The sequence below is a fragment of the Streptomyces sp. ITFR-16 genome, assembly GCF_031844705.1.
In the GTDB taxonomy this organism is placed as follows: domain Bacteria; phylum Actinomycetota; class Actinomycetes; order Streptomycetales; family Streptomycetaceae; genus Streptomyces.
The window spans coordinates 3809695-3828803 of record NZ_CP134609.1 but is presented as its reverse complement, the minus strand read 5'-3'; the positions used below and the strand labels follow the sequence as shown (position 1 = coordinate 3828803).

Sequence of the window (19109 nt, the reverse complement as noted above, 5' to 3'; positions counted from 1 at the left end):
ATCCGTCACTTCCAGACGGCGGTGACGTCCCGGGTCTCGACATGCATGCCCAGGGGCACCCGCCAGGTGTCCACACAGACGGTGTACGTCTTCCTCAGCGCCGCTCCCGCGCCGATCGGTCCGGGCAGCGGCGCTGACGTCTTCCGGGTCGCCCAGTCGATCCCCAGCCCGCCGATGATGTGCGTGGCGAAGGTGACGGTCCCCGAACGCACAGGCGTTCCCCCGGTATTGCGGAACTCCACGGTCACCTTCTCGCACCACCGCTCCTCGGCGGCCGCCCGCACCGGCGCCCCGACGTCGAGCACAGCGGGGCCTGCGGGGGGCGCGGAGGTGGTGGGGGCGCTGGGACTGCCGGAGCCGCCGGAGCCGCCGGAGCCACCGGAGGAACCCGAGCCACCGGACCCGCCGGTTGACCCCGAACCGCCGGATCCACCGGTTGACCCCGAACCGCCCGACCCGCCGGAACCCCCGGACCCGCCGCCCGGCCCCTTCGCGGGCGCGGAGCCGGAGCCGGAACCCGCACCGCTCGACGAGGCTCCCGGTCCCCGCCCCGGACGCGCCGCGTCCGCTCCCGCCTCACCCGAGCCGGGCGAAGGCGGGGCCGGGGAGGACGAGGGTGAACGCGAGGGCGAGGCGCCCGGGCGGCTCCCGCCGCCCCGCGCCCCGTCCAGCGGGACCAGCGTGACCTTGCCGGACGGGGCCACCGCCCCGGAGGGCGCCCCGGGGTGCTCGCCCGCCGCGCCGACGGCCGTGTAGCCGCCCGCCCCCGTATTGCCGCCACAGGCGGCCAGCGTTCCGCCCAGGCACAGGACGGCCGCCGAGGCGGCGATCACGGTGCCCCGGCGGCCGGTCCTGACGCAGGTCTGACGTCGCATCGCGCCAGTGTGGCTGACGGACCGTCAATTCGGAACCCACGCGCGGCTGTGCGCGGGTCAGTCGGCGATGAGCCCTTCCCTGAGCTGGGCGAGCGTGCGCGTCAGCAGGCGCGAGACGTGCATCTGCGAGATGCCGACCTCCTCGCCGATCTGCGACTGGGTCATGTTGGCGAAGAACCGCAGCATGATGATCTGGCGCTCGCGCGGCGGGAGTTTGGCCAGCAGCGGCTTGAGCGACTCGCGGTACTCGACGCCCTCCAGCGCCGCGTCCTCGTAGCCCAGCCGGTCCGCGAGCGAACCCTCGCCGCCGTCGTCCTCGGGGGAGGGGGAGTCCAGCGAAGAGGCCGTGTAGGCGTTGCCGACGGCCAGACCGTCGACGACGTCCTCCTCGGAGACCCCGAGCGCCTTGGCCAGCTCCGGCACGGTCGGCGAGCGGTCCAGCTTCTGGGCGAGCTCGTCGCTGGTCTTGGTGAGGGCGAGCCGCAGCTCCTGGAGCCGGCGCGGCACCCGCACCGACCACGAGGTGTCGCGGAAGAAGCGCTTGATCTCCCCGACGACGGTGGGCATCGCGAACGTCGGGAACTCCACGCCGCGTTCGCAGTCGAAGCGGTCGATCGCCTTGATCAGGCCGATCGTGCCCACCTGGACGATGTCCTCCATGGGTTCGTTACGGCTGCGGAACCGCGCCGCGGCGTAGCGCACGAGCGGGAGGTTGAGCTCGATGAGTGTGTCCCGTACGTAGGCACGCTCCGGGCTGTCGGTTCCCTCGGGGCCCGGAGCGGGGCCCAGTGCGGCGAGCCGCAGGAACAGCGAGCGGGACAGCGTACGGGTGTCGATGGCTTCCGGCGAGCTGGTGAGCACAACGGGTGCGGGAGCGCTCTTCGTGAGCGTGAGCACCTTCGAGCTGCCCTGTTCTGCGGACATGCCACCCCCTTGAGGTCGCGGACGGTCGCGGTGGCCGCGACCATCGGAGGAACGCTGCCTCCACCTGAATACCGGAGGGGAGGCTGCGGCAAACGCGGTTCCCGCAGAATGTCACATGTCGGCAACACGCTGTAGTGACATGTCGACAAGTCAAGGGGGAGTCTGCGCAGTTAACAAGGGGTGTGCGGCTTTTGGCCCGCGCCCGGCGCCCCGAGTGCGGTCTACCCGTTTCGGTTACGCCTCGATCCTGTTTGCGGATCGCAGTCGGGCGAAACTTCGGGCCAGGAGCCTTGACACATGCATCTGGGAGACACCCAGTTCGGCGCTGATCTGGGACTGCGTCAGATTGCTGTAGTACCGCAGCAGCAGAATCCGCTGCTCGCGCTCGGGCAGCTGGACGAGCAGATGACGGACCAGATCGCGGTGTTCGACGCCGGCCAGGGCCGGGTCCTCGTAGCCGAGCCGGTCCAGGAGGCCGGGCAGCCCGTCGCCCTCCTGGGCGGCCTCCAGCGAGGTCGCGTGGTAGGAGCGCCCCGCCTCGATGCAGGCGAGCACCTCCTCCTCGGAGATCTTCAGCCGCTCGGCGATCTCCGCGGTGGTGGGGGAGCGGCCGTGAGCGGTCGTCAGGTCCTCGGTGGCGCCGGTGACCTGGACCCACAGCTCGTGCAGCCGGCGGGGCACATGGACGGTGCGCACGTTGTCGCGGAAGTACCGCTTGATCTCGCCGACCACGGTCGGCATGGCGAAGGTGGGGAACTGGACGCCGCGTTCGGGGTCGAACCGGTCGATCGCGTTGATGAGGCCGATCGTGCCGACCTGGACGACGTCCTCCATCGGCTCGTTGCGGCTGCGGAAGCGGGCGGCGGCGTACCGCACGAGAGGCAGGTTCGCCTCGATCAGGGCGGCCCGTACCCGCCCGTGCTCCGCCGTGCCCGGCTCCAGCCCCTTGAGCTGTCCGAAGAGCACCTGGGTGAGCGCCCTGGTGTCCGCGCCCCGGGTCCTGGCGGGCGTGACCGTGTCGTCGGGTGTCTCGGTCTGGATCACCTGCGCCGAGGGCGCCGGGCGGGCGCCCTGCGCGGTCTGGGGAGGCACTTGAGGCGCTGTACTGGCCGGCACGGTGACGCCACCCCTCTGCGGTCAACTTCGGTCAACTCATCCGTCAAAAGCGGTCATAGCATCACAAGACATGACCACTATGTGCAAGCACCCCATAGCGCCGTGTTGACCTCGACATGGTTTAAACACAAAGAAAAGCCCCTCACCGCCGTGGTGAGGGGCTCGCAGGGCCGAAGGCGTCAGAACGGGTAGTCGGCGATCACCCAGGTGGCGAACTCGCGCCACTGACCGGCGGCCGCCTGATGGGCCGGATGCTCGATGTAACTCTTGAGCGCCGCCTCGTCCGCGACCGCGGAGTTGATGGCGAAGTCGTAGGCGATCGGCCGGTCGGTGATGTTCCAGGCGCACTCCCAGAACTCCAGCTCCGGGATCGTGCCGCCCAGCTCCCGGAAGGCGGCGGCGCCCGCGACGACGCGCGGATCGTCCCGCTGTACGCCCTCGTTCAGCTTGAACAGGACCAGATGGCGGATCATGCGGTACTCCTAGTTCACCAGCTCGGACATGAAGTCGCCCACGCCCTGTGCGGCACTCGAAATGCCCTCGAACCCTACCTGGACGAGATCGGCGGCCCGGGCCGGGGACGTGATGATCGTGTAGAGCACGAAGACGACTATCACGTAGAGAGCGATCTTCTTCGCTTGCACCATCAGCCCCTGACTCCCCTTCGATCCCCTGTGCGGTCGGGCGAGTCTATCCGCACGGATGGCCGTATCCCCCTGTGGTTTCCGATCACTCATCAGGTCTTTAAGGACCAAGGGCCCGGCGATCAAGGCCCTTTGCCCGCCCTCGTGGCTTCTGCGGCGCGGCAGCATGGGAGGTGAGCCCGGCGGATGTGGCAGGAATCCGCAGGGCGAGGAACGGGACCTCTCTGTGGGGTCCGCACTGCGGCCTCCCCCGATCGCGGCGCGGACCGGAGGACCTGTTCTCATCGGGGGAAGCGGCTTGTCCCCCCGATGCCGCTTCCCCCGACCTGATCGAGAAGGCGGAACCACGAAGGGCCCGACGCTGTACGTCGGGCCCTTCGTTCAAGAGCGGTAGCGGTGGGATTTGAACCCACGGTGACGGGTTACGCCACACTCGCTTTCGAGGCGAGCTCCTTCGGCCGCTCGGACACGCTACCGAGAGAGAGCTTAGACCATCTCGGCCGTCCGTCGAAATCCGATTCCGCGCGGTGCCCCGCGGACGGCGGGAGGCCAGGTCAGCGGTGGCGGAAGAAGCTGGTCAGCCGGGCCGCGCAGTCGGCCTCCAGGACCCCGTGGATCACCTCGGGGCGGTGGTTGAGGCGCCGGTCGCGCACGACGTCCCACAGCGAGCCGGCCGCTCCGGCCTTCTCGTCGCGGGCCCCGTAGACCACCCGGTCCACGCGGGACTGCACCAGGGCGCCCGCACACATCGTGCAGGGCTCCAGCGTGACCACCAGGGTGCAGCCGGACAGCCGCCAGGCACCGAGCGCCGCAGCGGCCCGGCGGAGCGCGAGGATCTCGGCGTGCGCGGTCGGGTCGCCGGCCGCCTCGCGTTCGTTGTGGCCCGTGGCGAGCAGGGTGCCGTCCGGGGCGAGGACGACGGCGCCGACCGGCACATCGCCGGCCGCCGCCGCACGGTCGGCCTCGTCCAGGGCGCGGCGCATGGGCGCCCGCCACGGGTCTCGTAGGGGATCGGTCGGGGGGCGAGGCGCTGAGGGCGGGTCGAGCGGGTGCGGTGCTTCGGTCACCCGCGGACCCTAACGGACGGTCTCCAGGACCTCGGCCGCTCCCAGCGCCTCCGCGATCTCGGCCAGGGCGTCCGTGCGCAGCATCAGCAGCTCCGCCTCGGCCAGGCCGAGGTCGGACAGCACCCCGGTCTCGCCGAGCGGCCCGGCCGGCACGGCGTCGGCGTCCGCCTCGTCGTCGGTGGTGTCGTTGTTGTTGTCGGGGGTGTCCGGATCGCCGTCCTCCGTGCCGTCGAGGCCGACGAGCTCCTCGAGGGCGGCGATCGTGTCCTCGGCCCCGGGTTCGCGGCCGAGCAGTTCATCGGTGAGCAGGATCTCCCCGTACGAGGAACGGGCGGCGGCGGCGGCGTCCGAGACGAAGATTCGGGGGTCCTCCTCGCCGTCCACGCGGACGACGCCGAACCAGGCGTCCTCCTGCTCGATGAATACGAGCACCGTGTCCTCGTCAACCGAGGCCTCACGGGCCAGATCCGTCAGGTCCGACAGGGTCTCCACATCGTCGAGCTCCGTGTCGCTCGCTTCCCACCCGTCTTCGGTGCGCGCGAGCAGTGCGGCGAAGTACACCGTGACTCTCCCACTGGTTTAGGGCCTAGGTGTGGTCCGGCGGGTGGCCAGTCGATGGTCCGGCTGCCCCTGCGTCCCGCCCATCGGAATCGTGGCAGAAACGAGGGCTCCGCGAGAGCAGTTCGGCCGTTGAGTCGGCCATCAGTTCTCTCCGACCCCGCCACCCGGGGGTTCTTCCGCAGGCCGGAGGGCTACCAGCGAAACGTCCTCATCCGCATGGCCTGGCGCATTCGGGCGGCCTTGACACGGCGCGGCTGGACCCGGTCGCGGAGCGCCTTGGCCTCGTGAAGTTCGCGGAGGAACTGGGCGCGGCGCCGCCGGCGCTGCGCGTCGGTCTCCTCCGCGTCCTGCGGGTCCGTCCCGTCCCGCTGCTGCTTCGCCCCGTCCGGCATCGGCTCGTCACCCCCAGGCTGGGTCCGTATGCCACCACCTTCCCCCCGAACGTGTGGTTGATGCCAGCGCATGGGTGCGGGAGGCGCGGCTACTGTGGGTGTCATGCGGATCCACGTCGTCGACCACCCGCTGGTCGCGCACAAACTCACCACCCTGCGCGACAAGCGCACCGACTCCCCGACCTTCCGGCGCCTCGCCGACGAGCTGGTGACCCTGCTCGCGTACGAGGCCACCCGCGATGTGCGCACCGAGCAGGTCGACATCGAGACCCCGGTGACACCCACCACCGGTGTGAAGCTGTCGCACCCCCGGCCCCTCGTCGTCCCCATCCTGCGGGCCGGCCTCGGCATGCTCGACGGCATGGTGCGGCTGCTGCCGACCGCCGAGGTGGGCTTCCTGGGCATGATCCGCGACGAGGAGACGCTCCAGGCGTCCACGTACGCGAGCCGGATGCCCGAGGACCTCTCCGGCCGCCAGGTCTATGTCCTGGACCCCATGCTGGCCACCGGCGGCACGCTGGTCGCCGCCATCCAGGAGCTGATCAAGCGCGGCGCGGACGATGTCACCGCCGTCGTGCTCCTCGCGGCGCCCGAGGGCGTCGAGGTGATGGAGCGCGAGCTGGCCGGGACGCCGGTCACGGTCGTCACCGCCTCGGTCGACGAGCGGCTCAACGAGCACGGCTACATCGTCCCGGGCCTCGGTGACGCCGGCGACCGGATGTACGGCACCGCCGACTAGGACACGACGCGCCGCCCCCGGCGCCCCTCCCCGACCGGAAGCCGGCAGGACTCAGGGCTTCCGGCAGGACTTCAGCAGGAGGACGGTGCCGGGGCCGGCGCGGTCAGCGCGGTCAGGGCGTCGGCGGCTGCCTTCGGCTTGCTGAACGCCCTGAACTTCGTGCCGATGATCAGATCGACCTCCGCGCTCTTGCGGGCGTCGGTCTTCGTCGCGGCCCCCGGCAGCTGGGTGCCGAGCACGGGGAACGTGCCGTTGACGGCGGCCGGGGCCCCCAGCAGCAGCCCGGTCCCCGGGACCTTCTTGTCGTACGCGGCGGTGGCGTTGCCCACCTTGCCGATCGTGAAGCCGCGCTTCTTCAGCTCGTCGGCGGCCGCCTTGGCGAGACCGCTGCGCGGCGTCGCGTTGTAGACGTTGACCGTGATCTTCGCGGGCTTCGGCAGCACCTTCGCGGGCGCGGACGGCTTCGCGGACGGGCAGTCCGCGCGGTCGGCGGCACTGGCCTTCTTGTCACCGCCCGTGAAGACGTCGATGAGCTGCAGCGTGCCCCAGCCGGCCAGCCCGAGGGCGACCACGGAGGCGATGGCCGTGAGGACGAGTTTGCCGCGGCGGCGGGGGCGTCGCATACGTGGGTACTTGTCACCCGTGATGCGGTACTTTCCGCCCATGCCGGGGGGAGTGAGCATGCTCATGGGCGCAGCGTAGTGCGACCCGGTGATGATGCCTATTTAATGATCGGCGGATCGCACCCGTCCGGGTGGTAAAGCACCCGAACGCCCCCCGCCGGAGGCCGTGTCGGGCCCTGTGCGCGGCGTCTCAGCCGAGTTCGAGCACGCGGGCGTGCAGCACCTGGCGCTGCTGGAGCGCGGCGCGGACCGCGCGGTGCAGCCCGTCCTCCAGATAGAGGTCGCCCTGCCACTTCACGACGTGCGCGAACAGGTCGCCGTAGAACGTGGAGTCCTCGGCGAGGAGGGTTTCGAGGTCCAGCTGGCCCTTGGTGGTGACGAGCTGGTCGAGGCGGACCGGGCGCGGCGCGACATCCGCCCACTGCCGGGTGCTTTCCCGGCCGTGGTCGGGATAAGGCCGCCCATTTCCGATGCGCTTGAAGATCACACGGAAAGCCTACCGGTCAAGAGCCTCCGGGCGCAGCCATGGGGTGGGACTGCGGTGCCGGTGGCGACGGCATATAGGCGTGCATTCCGGAATTGGGGCCGCGCCGCACGGATGTTGCGCACAGGCTGTGGACGGCGAGCCGGCTCACTTCCCCTTGGCCGCCGCCTTGGCGCCCTTCGCGGCGGCCTTGGCCTCCTGCTTGTACGCGCGCACCTCGGCGAGCGACTCGGGCCCGGTGATGTCGGCGACCGAGCGGTGCGAGCCCGCCTCGCCGTACGAGCCCGCCGCCTCCCGCCAGCCCGGCGGCCGGACGCCGAACTGCTTGCCCAGCAGCGCCAGGAAGATCTGCGCCTTCTGCGTACCGAACCCGGGCAGGGCGTTCAGCCGTTTGCGCAGCTCGGCCCCGGTGGCGGCGTCGCGCCATACCGCGCTCGCGTCGCCGTCGTACTGCGCCACCAGGTACTGGCACAGCTGCTGCACCCGCTTGGCCATCGAGCCCGGGTAGCGGTGCAGCGCGGGTTTGTCGGTGAACAGGGCGGTGAACGCCTCGGGGTCGTACGAGGCGATCTCATGGGCGTCCAGATCGTCCCCGCCCATCCGCCGCGCCAGGGTGTACGGGCCGGAGAAGGCCCACTCCATCGGCACCTGCTGATCCAGCAGCATGCCCACCAGGGCGGCGAGCGGGCTGCGGGCGAGAAGCGCGTCCGCCTCCGGCTGCTGGGCGATCCGGAGGGTGAGGTCTCGGCCTTCGTCGCTCTTGGTCATGGCCCCGATCATCGCGAGCCGGGGGTGCCACGGCCAGCACAACCACGGCCGGGTGAGCGGTTTGCAGCCGTTTGCCGGTGTCGGGCGCTCACGTCCGGCCGGGGCGCGGCAGTTTGTCAGGGTTGGCGACGTTGTAGATGTCGCTGACCTGTTCGCCGTCCGGCGTCAGGTCGAGGACCATCACGGCGAACGGGGTGTCGCCGCTGAACAGCACTGCGGCGGGATCGCCGTTGACCTGCCGGTAGGAGACCTCCAGGCCGTCGCGGTGGGCGGCGCGGTTGATCAGGAGCCGGGCGACGTTGTCGCGGCCGTGCACCGTGCGCGGGCTCGCGGCCCGCGTCTTGCCGCCGCCGTCGGCCCACAGCGTGACGTCGGGGGCGAGGAGGCGCATCAGGGCGGCCATGTCCCCGCCGAACACGGCGGCCAGGAAGTGTTCCGTCACCTGCCGGTGGAGCAGCGGATCGGGGCGGTAGCGGGGCCGGCGGGCCTGGACGTGCTCGCGGGCGCGGTGGGCGAGCTGGCGGACGGCGGCGGCGCTGCGGCCCAGGATCTCCGCCGTCTCGGTGTGCGCGTAGCCGAAGACCTCGTGCAGGACGAAGACCGCACGCTCCAGCGGCGTCAGGGTCTCCAGCACGACCAGCATCGCCATCGACACGGACTCCGAGCGCTCCGCCCGCTCGGCGGTCTCGTCGGCGGGCGGCGGCGGGGTCTCGGCGCCGGCGACGAGCGGTTCCGGCAGCCATGTACCGACATAGGTCTCCCGGCGGCGGCTGATGGCGTCCCGCCGGGAGATCGCCTTGTTCACGGCGATCCGTACGAGGTAGGCGCGCGGGCTCTCGATCCGGTCGGCGCCGGGCGCCTCGTTCCTGGCCGTCCAGGCGAGCCACGTCTCCTGGAGGACGTCCTCGGTGTCGGAGACGCTGCCGAGCATGTTGTAGACGAGCGAGAACAGCAGTTCGCGGTGGACGACGAACACCTCGGTGGTGGGGCCGGTGCCGGTGCCGGGGCCTTGCTCGGACATCTGGTGCCTCCTGTCGCGGTCCCACCCTGAGAGCGCTGCCGGGGCAGGAGTGTGACATCGGGGTGCGTACGGGGGCCGTCAGCCGCCGGTGCCCCCGTCGAGGCGGTCCGCGCGGCCGTGCAGATAGCGGGCCTCCGGGATGCTCAGGGTCGCGGCGGCCGCCGCGCGGTAGGCGGCGCGGGCGGCCTCGGTGTCCCCGGCCCGTTCCAGCAGATGGGCGCGGACGGCGGCCAGCCGGTAGTGGCCCGCCAGCCGGTCCGCGAGCGTGTCGGCCTCGGCGAGCCCGGCACGCGGCCCGTGGACCATGGCGACGGCGACGGCCCGGCCCAGTGCGGCCATGGGCTCGGGCGCGATCCGCAGGAGCTCGTCGTAGAGCGCCAGGATCTGCGGCCAGTCGGTGTCCTCGGCGCGGTCCGCCTCGTCGTGCAGCGCCGCGATGGCCGCCTGCACCTGGTAGGGCCCGGCGGGGCCCTCGCCGAGCGCCTCCTCGACCAGGGCGGTCCCCTCGGCGACGGCGCTCCGGTCCCACAGGTCCCGGTCCTGTTCGTCGAGCGGGATCAGCTCGCCGTGCGGCCCGGTGCGGGCGGGGGTGCGGGCGTCGGTGAGCAGCATCAGCGCCAGGAGCCCGGTCACCGCGCCGTCCCGGGGCAGCAGCCGGCGCACCGAACGGGTCAGCCGGATCGCCTCCCGGGCCGGCCCCGCGCGGTGCAGGGCCTGGCCGGAGGTGGCGGTGTAGCCCTCGTTGAAGATCAGGTAGAGCACCTGGAGCACGGCACGCAGCCGCGCGTCCCGGTCGGCGGGCCCGGGCTGGACGAAGGCGGTCCCCCGCACTTTCCGCTTCGCCCGGCTGATCCGCTGCGCCATCGTCGCCTCGGGCACCAGATGGGCGCGGGCGATCTCGGCCGTGGTCAGCCCGCCGACCGCCCGCAGCGTGAGCGCGATCTGCGCGGCCGGGGCCAGCTCGGGGTGGCAGCACAGGAAGAGCAGGGTGAGCGTGTCGTCCTCGGACGGCGCCCGGTCCCCGCCCGGCGCGGCTTCGTCGGGCGGCGGCGCGGTGAAGGCGTCCCGGGGCGTGAGCGCCGCCGCCTCCTCGCGGGCGCGCCGGGCGTCGTCGCCGCGCAGCCGGTCCACGAGCCGCCGGGAGGCCACCCGGATCAGCCAGCCGCGCGGATTGTCCGGCACCCCCTGCACCGGCCACTGCCGGGCGGCGGCGATCAGGGCCTCCTGCACCGCGTCCTCGGCCGGATCGAAGTGCCCGTACCGGCGTACCAGCGCGCCGAGGACCTGCGGGGCGTGCAGCCGCAGCAGGTCCTCGACCTCGGTCGTACGGGTCACGCGTCCCCTCTCACACATCGCCTCCGCCGCCGTCGATGGGCCGGATGGCGACCGGCCGGACGGGCGCACCGGCGGGCGCCGGGCAGGTCGCGATGCGCGCGGCGATCTCCGTGACCCGCTCCAGGCTCTCGCATTCGAGCACCCAGAACCCGGCGAGCAGCTCCTTGGTCTCACCGTAGGGCCCGTCGGTGATCACCGGCCGGCCGTCCTCGCCGGTGTGCACGAACCGGGTACGGGCGGGCTCGGCCAGCCCGTACCCGCTGATGAACTCACCGCTCTCGGCGAGATCGTCGTTCACCGCGCCCATGAACGCGAACATGGCCTGCACATCCGCCTCGCTCCAGCCCGGATTGCCCTCGCTGCCCTTGCCACGCATGGCCTCGTAGTCGGTCTGCGAGCCCTGCACCATCACCAGGTACTTCATGATTCCGCTCCCTCGGTGTCCCGGCCGCCCCGTGCGGGCGGCTCTCACAGGGGACGTCGGAGCGGGGCGGGGGTTCTCGACATCGCGCCGAAGAAATCTTCCGGAGACCGCAAGATGTCCCGCAACGGCCGAGGCGCGTCGGGCGTACGAGGTGCGGGTCGTGCTGGGCGTACGGGTCGTGCTCAGGCGTTCACCGGCGCGGGCGCCCGCGAGGCCACCGGCTCCGCATCCCGCTCCGGCGCCACGGACCGCCGCACCGGGCGGCGGTCGCCCTGCGGCAGACAGGCGATGACATGGGTGTGGAACCGCCCCACGGCGTCGTCGACACTGCGGATGAAGCCGGAATCGGCGTTGCCGCGCGAGGCGCCCATGCCCTTGAAGAGGGAGAGCCGGAACCCGGTGATGGGGCTGCCGTCCCGGGGCAGCACGTCGCCCGGTTCGGGACGCAGCCGCTCCAGGGTGCCGCGCGGGCCGCTGTGCCCCTCGACGAGCGTCTCGACATGGAGATCGGCGGGAGCCTCCGCCAGCTGCCGCATCAGCCGCTTGGCCGAGGTCAGCGGGTACGCGCCCTCCGGCACGGGGATCTCCACCGAGGTGCGCAGCTTCCCGGTGCGCAGGTCGGCGACGATCGTGATGATGCCGGGGGAGCCGTCGACCCGGAGTTCCGCGGCGAGCCGCCCCTCCTCGCAGAGCCGGTCGGCGAGCGCCTCCCGCCGTGCGCGGGGTGTGGTGCCGCGCGGGGTGCGCTGGACGGGCAGCGCCTTCTGGCCCAGCTCACCGCCGAGCCGCAGACAGACCTGCCGGATCAGCCGCTCCCAGCTCTCGACGACCTCGACGGCGCGCGGGTCGCCCTGGCTGAGGGTCTCCGTGTCGATGCCGTTGCGCACGGGAACCCAGGAGGGGCCCATGTTCTGGAAGCCGTGGCAGCCGGAGTTCTCGTGCTGGAGGTAGTGCACCAGCTCCTGGAGCAGCCAGGCGTGGGCGGCGTTGCCGACCCCCTCGTGCCGGATCAGCATGTGCGCCTGGTGGGCCACCTCGGCCCAGGAGAGGTGCCGCAGGGCGACCTTGTGCTTGCGCCGCCCGTCGGCCTTGACCTTGACGAGCGGACTGCCCTCCAGCGCGACGTCGTTGGAGAGCGTGATCACGGCCTCGTAGCCCCGGCGGGCGGCGATGTCCATGTAGTTCTGGACCTGCTCGGACTTCAGCCCGTTCCCGTTCGTCTTCGTCTCGACGAGCGCGGTCCACAGCTTCCCGGCCCGCTCCACCCGGATCACCCCGTCCGGCCGCTTGGGGGTGTCGCCGTGCGGCAGTGAGACCTCGGTGAAGGTCTGCATGCGCCCGGCCGGGGCCCCGAAGCCTGCCGTCAGCCGGCGCCCGAACTCCGGCACCTGCGCCATGACCGACAGCAGGACGGAGGTCGCCCGCACCTCCCGCTCCCGGTCGCTCTTGAGCGTCGGCGCGGGGAACAGCCGGGCGGCCCGCCACGCGTCGTTCTCGGCGAGCGACTTCTTCTCGACGGCCGGGAGCGTCACCTTCTTCTTGACGGTCCGGGGCCGCCGGGCGCGCCGGGCGGGTGCGGCGGCCCCGGCGGCGGGCGTCTCGGGAACGGCCTGCGCGGGGACGGGAACGGGAGCGGCGCCCGCCTCGACAACGACGCCGGGGATCTCCCCCTCGCTCTCCCCCTCCCCCTCTCCCTCGTCGTCGACATCGATACCGAAGTCGGTGGCGAGGCCCGCGAGGCCGGTCTCGTATCCCTGGCCGATGGCCCGGTACTTCCACTCCGTACCGCGCCGGTACAGCTCACCGAAGATGAACGCGCTCTCGACCGAGGCATCGGCGATGGAGAACCCGAGCAGGACCTCGCCGGAGCGGTCGGCGACGGTCATCCGGAGGTCGTCGAGCTCACCGAAGCGGGAGCCGCCGTACCGGCTCGCGGCCACCACGAGGCGCTCGACGTCGGCGGGCACGGCGGTCAGATCGAGGCTGATGCGGTCCTCGCTGCCGCTGTCCGTGGGCGTCTTGCCGAGCAGCTGCACGCTGCCGTCGGCCGCGGCGGGGTTGTTGTAGTAGAAGAAGTCGGCGTCGCTGCGGACCTTGCCGCCGCTGTCCAGCAGCAGTACGGACACATCCGCGTCGCCGTCCCCGGCGGTACTGCTCCAGCTCAGACTGGCGACGACCGATCCGGCATCGTCGCTCAGTTCCGCAAGCCCGACGTTGGCGCCCTTGGTCATCTCACGCATGCGGTCCCCCAGACGCGCGGCCGCGTCGGGTCCCGCCCAGGCAACGGCAGCAAGTTGTTCCGTGACACAGCGCGACCCGCTGTACACGAGGAGAACGGTAGCGCTCGAATGGAGTACACGTGAAGGAATCGTGAAGTCCGGATGTGCCCTGCACGGATCCGCCCCGGACGGCCCGTCAGGCCGCCCGCCCCAGGACGTACCCTGCCGCGAGCGGACGGCACGACAAGAGGGGGGACCGGCCATGGCGTTCGGCAGGAGCAGGAGGCCGCAGGAGCCACCGGTGGAGCAGGTGGCGTGGCCGGACGTCCGCAGGTTCCTCATCAGCGACGTGGAACGCCCCGCGACGCCCAAGCGCAAGGCGATAGGCTGGGGGCAGCGCGCGGTACGCGTCCCCAAGGGCGGCCGCGACCACCGGATCAACGCCCCGTGCGCGTACTTCGCCTCCGCAGGCACCCCGTCCCCCGGCCCCTCCGCCCCCGCACTCACCCTGTACGAGGACCCGGAGGCGCGACGCCTGCTCTGCTACGTCGAAGCCGCCCGGGAGACGGACGGGGAGCGGCACCACGTGGTGCGCGACGGCCGGGGCGAGGTGGTGGGCACGCTGCGCCGGATCCCACCCAGGCGCCCCTTCCGGCACACCTGGCGCATCGACCAGCCGGGCCGCCCGGAGATCGTCGGCCGCAATGAGTGGGCGGCCGGCGGCTCCCCGGCGGAGGCCGCCGGCCGGGTGGCCGTGAAGGCCGCGCTCGGGGTGGTGGGGGCGGTGCTGGACCTCGGCGGAGGGCGGCGACCAGCCGTCGAAGCCGCGCACGCTGGAGTGGACGGCGGACGGGGCGGTGGTCATGGTGTCGGAGGGCAGCAAGGAGATCAGGGTGAAGGCGGACTGGCTGGACCGCCGGCTGGCCTTCGCGTTCGCGCTCGTGGGAGACCGCTGAAGCCCTGTGCCCCGGGCGGACGGGGCGAATATTCCGGATCGGAAGGGGCGTGAGGATTGCTACCGTCGTTTCCACCACCCGCAACCCCGCGATGTCACCGACCCACGCGGCAACGCACGGCCCCACCACCTCGCCGGACCAAGAAGGATCTCCCTGATGCATGATGCCCGCGCCCTGATCGACATGGGTGCCGAAGCGGTACGTCGGCTCGCTCGTCGCGGTTACGCTCTGGACCTGTCCGCGCTGGAGGACCTCCAGTCCCGGCGCAACCAGAACATCCGCTCGGCCGACGAGCTGCGGGCCGAGTCCAAGCGGGTGGCGGGCGAGGTCCAGCAGACGGCGAAGGCCGGCGGTGACATCTCCAAGCTGAAGGAGCGGGCCCGCGAGCTGAAGGACGAGATCCGGGCGATCGAGGCCGGTCAGGAGCAGGTTCAGGAACAGCTGCGCGACCTCCTGCTCAGCATCCCGAACCTGCCGGACGACACGGCCCCGGACGGCACCACCGACGCGGACGCGGTCGAGGTCAGGCGCGTGGGCACGCCGCCCGTGTTCTCCTTCGAGCCGAAGGACCACGTCGACCTGGGCGAGGCGACGGGCATCCTCGACTTCGCCCGTGCGACGAAGCTGTCGGGCCCGCGCTTCGCGGTCTCCCGGGGCGCGGGAGCCGCACTGGAACGCGCCCTGGCGACGCTCTTCCTCGACCTGCACACCCGTCGGCACGGGTACGTCGAGTACGCGGTCCCGTACCTGGTCACCCGCAAGACGATGACCGGGACGGGCCAGCTCCCCAAGTTCGAGGAAGACCTCTTCAAGACGGGCGTCGCGGACCGCGAGCTCTTCCTGATCCCCACGGCCGAGGTCCCGCTGACGAACCTGTACGCCGACGAGATCATCCCGCCCGCCGAACTGCCCCTGGCCCTCACGGCGCACACCCCGTGCTTCCGCTCCGAGGCGGGTTCGTACGGCCGGGACACCCGGGGCCTGATCCGCCAGCACCAGTTCTCCAAGGTGGAGATGGTCCAGATCGTCGACCCGGCGACCGCGGACGCCGCGCTGGAGACGATGGTGGCCCACGCCGAGGCCTGCCTGAAGGAACTTGGCCTCGCCTACCGCGTGGTCAAGCTGGCGGCCGGCGACACGGGCTTCTCCGCCCGGCTCACGTACGACATCGAGGTCTGGATCCCGAGCCAGGACACGTACCGCGAGATCTCCTCGATCTCCAACTTCGGCACGTTCCAGGCCCGCCGCGCCAACATCCGCACCCGGGGCGAGGACGGCAAGCCCAAGCTCGTCGCCACCCTCAACGGCTCCGGCCTCCCCATCGGCCGCACCCTGGCCGCCCTCCTGGAACAGTCCCAACAGGAAGACGGCTCCCTCCTCCTCCCCGACGCCCTGACCCCGTACCTGGGCTTCCACCGCATCACGGCGGACGGCACACCGGAGGCGTAGGCATCACCGCTCAGCCGAGGGCCCCGCAGTGTGCTGCGGGGCCCTCGGCGTTGCTCACACCCCAACACTGCTCCGCCTAGCGCCTCTTACGGATCGCGCGCTTCCTCGCCTTGGCTTCCTTCTCCTTGCGCTGCGCGACGCCGTAGGCCGACCAGGGCCCCTGATGCTTCGCGCAACGAGAGGTGCCGACCACGGCGAGGTTCCGGCACGCCTTTCCCGCTTTGGTGGGTGCGCCACACCTGGACTGAGATGCCACTTCATACCCCCTACCAAGAGGCCAGGTAACTCCAGACCTCATCGAGGGTTCCATGCGGCATGTGGCGTGGGGAGGCGTACGCGCGACGCATCGAAGCACGCTTCGAGCCGCAGCTCTCACCGTGGGAGCCGTGCCGCTACCCCTATCCCGTACGGCAGACCGGACACCGGTGCCTACGCAGGTACCGCGAAGCCGGTACAGAGCAGGCGGATGCTCCGGGTGAACTTCTCGTCCTGGCTCAGGCGTGGTGTCGACGGGCTCATGAGCAAGGGGAACCGCTCGCACAGTTCGGCGTAGCGCTCGGCGGTGACGGCGGGTGGCGTGGCGGGCTGGTTCTGTTCCTGGAGCACGAAGCCGGTGACGTGGCTGAGCAGGGTGTCGGCGGCGACGGCGCAGTGGTCGGCGGGCAGGCCGGCGTCGAGGAGGGTGCGCAGCAGGCGTTCCATCAGGGAGAGCGCGCCGGTGCTGAGCGTGCCGGGGCTCTCGGCGAGGAGCTGGGCGCCGCCCGGGTGCTGCTTGATGCTCAGGCGCAGCGCGGCGGCCTGGGCCGCGATGTGGTCCTGCCAGGGGGCGGCGGGCGGTAGCGCGGCGAGGGCTTCGGTGCCGGCGTCGTAGGCGCGGCGGCAGACCTGGTCGGCCATCAGGTTGAGCAGTTCGTCCTTCCCGCGCACGTGGTAGTAGAGGCTGCCCGCGTGGGTGTCCAGGCGGTCGGCGACCTGACGCATGGACAGATTCTGGTAGCCGACCTCGGCGAAGACGGCCATGCCCGCATCGACGATGCGCTCCTTGGTGAGCTTCATGCCGCCCACCGTACAAGATTTTCCAACACCGTTCGAAAGCTGTGCTAGCTTTGCGTCGTCAGGTTTTCGAACGGTGTTGGAAAATGCCGCGACGGGGGGAGGGCCAGGCCATGGAGGCGATCGTCTTCAACGTGACCACGGCAGCGCTGATGGTCATGATGGTCAACTGCGGGCTCGGTGCGGTCGGCCGCGACACCCTGCGCGCACGGCCGTTGCCCCGGGCGGCGATCGCGCTGACCGCGATCGCCGTCGGCGGTGTCCTGCTCCAGCTGGTCTGGTCCGGCGCCATGGACGCGCTGGACGCCGACCCGGCCAAGTCCGGCTGGTGGCGCGAGTTCACCTCGGTGTTCATGCAGAACGGCGGCTTCTTCGGCGGCCTCTGGAACCTGCTCACCCTGGCCGCCGTCGCCGCGCTCGCCCAGTGGTACTGGGGCGGCCCGCTCACCCTGGCGTTCTTCCTCGCCGGCATTCTGCTGCCCGCCCGCATCGACGCCCTGCTCGGCCTGGGCGAGGGCCCCAGTACCGACCCACGCAACTTCGCCGGCAGCTCCGGCGCCACCTACTTCCTCGGCGCCACCCTCGCCCTCGCCTTCCTCACCCGCACCCGCCTGCCCAAGGAGATCGCCCTGGCGGCCGGCGTCCCGGCACTCGGCCTCGCGATGTGGCTCACCCAGGACAACGGCCACGGCCTGGTCGCCGCCTACGGCTTCGCCCTCGGCGCTGCGGCGTGGACCGTCCGCCGCCGCTGGGCCCCCCCAATTACCTTTTTGGTGGTCCCGCAATGGGGCTCCCGGCCTTCGGGCCCGGCATGACTTCCCCCCCTTGTTAACCATGATCCGGGGGGTGGTGTCACCGGGCCCGGAGGCACTGACAGACCGCTGATTAGGGGCATGACCACCGACTCTTCGCAGGTCGGGAGGCTCTTCGTAATGTGGATGTGGCGATCGGTGCCGTGGGCGAGGCCGGGCGGAAGCACGACCGGAGGACGCACGTGATCGAAACCGGCGACATCGACGTCTTCCTCGGCCTGGACGTCGGCAAGAGCGAACACCACGCCACCGCCGTCACACCAGCCGGGAAGAAGGCGTCCGACAAGCGCCTGCCCAACACCGAACCCAAGCTCCGCGAGCTGTTCGCGAAACTCCAGGCCAAGCACGGGACGGTGCTGGTCGTGGTCGACCAGCCGGCCTCGATCGAGCCCTGCCGCTCGCGGTCGCCAGAGACATGGGCTGCCCCGTCGCCTACCTGCCCGGCCTGACGATGCGGCGGATCGCCGACCTCTACCCCGGCGAGGCCAAGACCGACGCGAGGGACGCGTTCATCATCGCCGACGCCGCCCGCGCGATGCCCCACACCTTGCGCTCGGTCGACCTCGAAGACGAGACGATCGCCGAACTGGAGATGATCGTCGGCTTCGACGACGACCTGACCGGCGAGGCCACCCGCGTCGCGAACTGGCTCCACGGCCTGCTGACCCAGATCCACCCGTCCCTGGAACGGGTCCTGGGCCCGCGACCGCAGCACCCGGCCGTCCTGACCCTGCTGGAACGGTTCGGGTCCCCCACCCAGATCCGCAAGGCAGGCCGCCGACGGCTGATCACGCTGCTGCGGCCGAAGGCACCCCGTATGGCCGAGCGCCTGGTCGAGGACATCTTCACCGCGCTGGACGAACAGACCGTGGTGGTCCCCGGCACCGACGCGGCCGCGCTGATCATCCCGAGCCTGGCCGCCTCGCTCGCCGCCGTCCTCGACCAGCGCAAACTCCTCGCCGGCCGGATCGAGGAACTGCTGGAGACCCACCCTCTTTCCCAGGTCCTGATCTCGATACCGGGCATCGGGATCAGGACCGGAGCCAGGATCCTCATCGAGGTCGGCGACGGCAGCAGCTTCCCCTCCGCAGCCCACCTCGCCGCCTACGCCGGACTCGCCCCGGCGACCCGCAACTCAGGCTCCTCGATCCGAGGCGAACAACCATCCCGCAGAGGGAACAAGCAGCTCAAACGGGCCTTCTTCCTCTCCGCGTTCGCCGCCCTCGGCGACCCGGCATCCCGCGCCTACTACGACAAGAAGATCGCCCAGGGCAAACACCACACCCAAGCCCTCCTCTGCCTCGCAAGACGACGAGCCGACGTCCTCCTCGCGATGCTCCGCGACGGCACCTTCTACGAACCCCAACACGCCCAACCAGCTTGACCAAACCCATAGGAGCACCCCCCGGCACACGGCCGGAGGGCCTGAGCGCGGCACACGGTTCGAACGAGGGCCCTGTGGACCGCGACTGAGACGGACGGAAGACCACGAAGAGGCCGCCGCCCTCTTGGCGCGGGTTCCCGGCGGAGGCGTTCTTGTTCCGGGACGCGAAGAAGGCCCTGACAGATCGGAACCGGTCAGGGCCTTCTTCGTATTGCCCGGTGAGAGCAATGGCGGAGGATACGAGATTCGAACTCGTGAGGGGT

General features: G+C 71.4%; 20 protein-coding genes, 1 tRNA gene and 1 pseudogene. 5 read left to right on the top strand and 17 right to left on the bottom strand.

Going from position 1 to position 19109, the window contains the following annotated elements; all coding sequences use genetic code 11:
* Positions 1-5: 5 nt before the first annotated feature.
* The 9 genes from RLT58_RS17085 to RLT58_RS17045 all read right to left on the bottom strand — a co-directional run bounded on the left by RLT58_RS17085 (position 6) and on the right by RLT58_RS17045 (position 5579).
* A complete protein-coding gene (locus RLT58_RS17085) occupies positions 6-875 on the bottom strand; it encodes a hypothetical protein (RefSeq protein WP_311311240.1) in 870 nt (289 codons plus the stop codon).
* A gap of 57 nt (positions 876-932) precedes the next feature.
* Positions 933-1799, bottom strand: a complete 867-nt coding sequence (locus RLT58_RS17080) for an RNA polymerase sigma factor SigF (RefSeq protein ID WP_311311239.1) — start codon at positions 1797-1799, stop codon at positions 933-935.
* A 234-nt stretch (positions 1800-2033) separates the two neighbouring features.
* A complete protein-coding gene (locus RLT58_RS17075; RefSeq protein ID WP_399131640.1) occupies positions 2034-2915 on the bottom strand; it encodes an RNA polymerase sigma factor SigF in 882 nt (293 codons plus the stop codon).
* A gap of 179 nt (positions 2916-3094) precedes the next feature.
* A complete protein-coding gene (locus tag RLT58_RS17070) occupies positions 3095-3388 on the bottom strand; it encodes a Dabb family protein (protein WP_311311237.1) in 294 nt (97 codons plus the stop codon).
* 9 nt (positions 3389-3397) lie between these two features.
* Positions 3398-3562, bottom strand: a complete 165-nt coding sequence (locus tag RLT58_RS17065) for a hypothetical protein (RefSeq protein ID WP_311311236.1) — start codon at positions 3560-3562, stop codon at positions 3398-3400.
* 385 nt (positions 3563-3947) lie between these two features.
* A tRNA-Ser gene (locus tag RLT58_RS17060) sits at positions 3948-4035 on the bottom strand.
* 78 nt (positions 4036-4113) lie between these two features.
* On the bottom strand, positions 4114-4542 hold the full coding sequence (tadA, locus tag RLT58_RS17055) for a tRNA adenosine(34) deaminase TadA (RefSeq protein ID WP_311311235.1): 429 nt from the start codon (positions 4540-4542) through the stop codon (positions 4114-4116).
* A gap of 93 nt (positions 4543-4635) precedes the next feature.
* Positions 4636-5187, bottom strand: coding sequence for a tRNA adenosine deaminase-associated protein (locus RLT58_RS17050; protein ID WP_311311234.1), 552 nt, complete (start codon positions 5185-5187; stop codon positions 4636-4638).
* A 191-nt stretch (positions 5188-5378) separates the two neighbouring features.
* Entirely contained in the window at positions 5379-5579 is a 201-nt protein-coding gene (locus RLT58_RS17045; RefSeq protein ID WP_311311233.1) for a hypothetical protein, read from the bottom strand.
* A 103-nt stretch (positions 5580-5682) separates the two neighbouring features.
* On the opposite strand from RLT58_RS17045, the gene upp reads away from it, so the two are divergent.
* The gene (gene upp, locus RLT58_RS17040) at positions 5683-6318 is read left to right on the top strand and encodes a uracil phosphoribosyltransferase (protein WP_311311232.1); all 636 of its coding nucleotides are present in this window, start codon (positions 5683-5685) and stop codon (positions 6316-6318) included.
* A 71-nt stretch (positions 6319-6389) separates the two neighbouring features.
* Here the strand turns inward: upp and RLT58_RS17035 are convergent, their stop codons facing one another.
* The 7 genes from RLT58_RS17035 to RLT58_RS17005 form a co-directional block, all read right to left on the bottom strand.
* A complete protein-coding gene (locus tag RLT58_RS17035; RefSeq protein WP_311314541.1) occupies positions 6390-6983 on the bottom strand; it encodes a LytR C-terminal domain-containing protein in 594 nt (197 codons plus the stop codon).
* 148 nt (positions 6984-7131) lie between these two features.
* Positions 7132-7428 carry a type II toxin-antitoxin system VapB family antitoxin gene (locus tag RLT58_RS17030; RefSeq protein WP_003955420.1) on the bottom strand — a complete coding sequence of 99 codons (297 nt, stop codon included), beginning with the start codon at positions 7426-7428 and terminating at the stop codon, positions 7132-7134.
* 144 nt (positions 7429-7572) lie between these two features.
* Complete coding sequence (locus tag RLT58_RS17025) at positions 7573-8193, bottom strand: HhH-GPD-type base excision DNA repair protein (RefSeq protein WP_311311230.1); 621 nt, start codon at positions 8191-8193, stop codon at positions 7573-7575.
* 88 nt (positions 8194-8281) lie between these two features.
* A complete protein-coding gene (gene sigJ / locus RLT58_RS17020) occupies positions 8282-9214 on the bottom strand; it encodes an RNA polymerase sigma factor SigJ (RefSeq protein ID WP_311311229.1) in 933 nt (310 codons plus the stop codon).
* A 78-nt stretch (positions 9215-9292) separates the two neighbouring features.
* Positions 9293-10567 (bottom strand): RNA polymerase sigma factor, encoded by a 1275-nt coding sequence (locus tag RLT58_RS17015; protein ID WP_399131639.1) that lies wholly within the window; start codon positions 10565-10567, stop codon positions 9293-9295.
* Positions 10560-10973, bottom strand: coding sequence for a YciI family protein (locus RLT58_RS17010; protein ID WP_311311227.1), 414 nt, complete (start codon positions 10971-10973; stop codon positions 10560-10562). Before RLT58_RS17010 ends, RLT58_RS17015 begins: the two co-directional genes overlap by 8 nt.
* A gap of 182 nt (positions 10974-11155) precedes the next feature.
* Positions 11156-13213, bottom strand: coding sequence for a TerD family protein (locus tag RLT58_RS17005; RefSeq protein WP_311311226.1), 2058 nt, complete (start codon positions 13211-13213; stop codon positions 11156-11158).
* A 280-nt stretch (positions 13214-13493) separates the two neighbouring features.
* Between RLT58_RS17005 and RLT58_RS17000 the strand changes: the two genes are divergently transcribed.
* Positions 13494-14201: a hypothetical protein gene (locus RLT58_RS17000; protein ID WP_311311225.1), complete on the top strand. Its 708-nt coding sequence runs from the start codon at positions 13494-13496 to the stop codon at positions 14199-14201.
* 103 nt (positions 14202-14304) lie between these two features.
* On the top strand, positions 14305-15597 hold the full coding sequence (serS, locus tag RLT58_RS16995) for a serine--tRNA ligase (RefSeq protein ID WP_311311224.1): 1293 nt from the start codon (positions 14305-14307) through the stop codon (positions 15595-15597).
* Between the two features lie 429 nt (positions 15598-16026).
* Here the strand turns inward: serS and RLT58_RS16990 are convergent, their stop codons facing one another.
* Positions 16027-16653 (bottom strand): TetR/AcrR family transcriptional regulator, encoded by a 627-nt coding sequence (locus RLT58_RS16990; protein ID WP_311311223.1) that lies wholly within the window; start codon positions 16651-16653, stop codon positions 16027-16029.
* 83 nt (positions 16654-16736) lie between these two features.
* On the opposite strand from RLT58_RS16990, the gene RLT58_RS16985 reads away from it, so the two are divergent.
* Both RLT58_RS16985 and RLT58_RS16980 read left to right on the top strand, forming a co-directional pair.
* Entirely contained in the window at positions 16737-17465 is a 729-nt protein-coding gene (locus tag RLT58_RS16985) for a hypothetical protein (RefSeq protein ID WP_311311222.1), read from the top strand.
* Positions 17466-17644: 179 nt separating this feature from the next.
* Positions 17645-18846 (top strand): annotated as a pseudogene (locus RLT58_RS16980) (IS110 family transposase).
* Positions 18847-19109: the final 263 nt, after the last annotated feature.

Coding starts and splice junctions, on each gene's coding strand:
- RLT58_RS17025 (WP_311311230.1), bottom strand. CDS start 8,193: ATGACCAAGAGCGACGAAGGCCGAGACCTCACCCTCCGGATCGCCCAG.
- RLT58_RS16985 (WP_311311222.1), top strand. CDS start 16,737: ATGCCGCGACGGGGGGAGGGCCAGGCCATGGAGGCGATCGTCTTCAAC.
- sigJ (WP_311311229.1), bottom strand. CDS start 9,214: ATGTCCGAGCAAGGCCCCGGCACCGGCACCGGCCCCACCACCGAGGTG.
- RLT58_RS17010 (WP_311311227.1), bottom strand. CDS start 10,973: ATGAAGTACCTGGTGATGGTGCAGGGCTCGCAGACCGACTACGAGGCC.
- tadA (WP_311311235.1), bottom strand. CDS start 4,542: ATGCGCCGCGCCCTGGACGAGGCCGACCGTGCGGCGGCGGCCGGCGAT.
- RLT58_RS17005 (WP_311311226.1), bottom strand. CDS start 13,213: ATGCGTGAGATGACCAAGGGCGCCAACGTCGGGCTTGCGGAACTGAGC.
- RLT58_RS17085 (WP_311311240.1), bottom strand. CDS start 875: ATGCGACGTCAGACCTGCGTCAGGACCGGCCGCCGGGGCACCGTGATC.
- upp (WP_311311232.1), top strand. CDS start 5,683: ATGCGGATCCACGTCGTCGACCACCCGCTGGTCGCGCACAAACTCACC.
- RLT58_RS17080 (WP_311311239.1), bottom strand. CDS start 1,799: ATGTCCGCAGAACAGGGCAGCTCGAAGGTGCTCACGCTCACGAAGAGC.
- RLT58_RS17015 (WP_399131639.1), bottom strand. CDS start 10,567: ATGTGTGAGAGGGGACGCGTGACCCGTACGACCGAGGTCGAGGACCTG.
- serS (WP_311311224.1), top strand. CDS start 14,305: ATGCATGATGCCCGCGCCCTGATCGACATGGGTGCCGAAGCGGTACGT.
- RLT58_RS17035 (WP_311314541.1), bottom strand. CDS start 6,983: ATGGGCGGAAAGTACCGCATCACGGGTGACAAGTACCCACGTATGCGA.
- RLT58_RS16990 (WP_311311223.1), bottom strand. CDS start 16,653: ATGAAGCTCACCAAGGAGCGCATCGTCGATGCGGGCATGGCCGTCTTC.
- RLT58_RS17045 (WP_311311233.1), bottom strand. CDS start 5,579: ATGCCGGACGGGGCGAAGCAGCAGCGGGACGGGACGGACCCGCAGGAC.
- RLT58_RS17070 (WP_311311237.1), bottom strand. CDS start 3,388: ATGATCCGCCATCTGGTCCTGTTCAAGCTGAACGAGGGCGTACAGCGG.
- RLT58_RS17065 (WP_311311236.1), bottom strand. CDS start 3,562: ATGGTGCAAGCGAAGAAGATCGCTCTCTACGTGATAGTCGTCTTCGTG.